This window comes from Thermococcus sp. 21S9 (assembly GCF_012027635.1).
Taxonomy (GTDB): domain Archaea; phylum Methanobacteriota_B; class Thermococci; order Thermococcales; family Thermococcaceae; genus Thermococcus.
This window is the reverse complement of the sequence record NZ_SNUS01000024.1, coordinates 1-497: the sequence shown is the minus strand read 5'-3', so window position 1 is coordinate 497 and position 497 is coordinate 1. Positions and strand designations below refer to the sequence as shown.

General features: G+C 37.0%; 1 protein-coding gene. It reads right to left on the bottom strand.

Annotated features, from left to right (window positions below; genetic code table 11):
* The coding region (locus E3E28_RS10775; RefSeq protein ID WP_167915453.1) for a pyridoxal-phosphate dependent enzyme at positions 1 to 379 on the bottom strand (379 nt) is incomplete at its 3' end.
* Positions 380 to 497 lie beyond the last annotated feature (118 nt).

Here is a 497-nt window from a genome sequence, read left to right as displayed (position 1 = left end):
CGGGATCTATGGTTTCAAAATCTGTCCTAACAACTTCTGCGCCAAGAACTTTGAGCAAAACTTCCGTCGTCTTTGGTGTTGGTTTAGGCAAGTATGCCCTGAACTTTGCTCCCATAATATTAGAAAGCGCCGCTATTGCAATTCCAACGTTCCCAGAAGTGGCTTCAAAAAGCTTGTTCCTTCCGTTTATTTCTCCTCTCTGCTTGGCTTTCATGAGCATGTTGAAAACAGCTCTGTCTTTTATGCTTCTGCTGAATGGGTTAAAGAACTCTAATTTGGCAAATATCTCTCTATTTTCCCCAGAAAGACTTTGCAACTTTACTAGAGGTGTTGGCTTGAACTTCTCGAAGAGTTCTAGCGTATTTTTAAATACGTTCATGTTCTCCCCCTCTTTATTCCATGAATTATTTTTCAACGATTGTTATGTTTAATAACATCATTTTTAAACATTTCTGGACAATTTTGTGTAATTATAACTCACTTATAAATGAATTTAA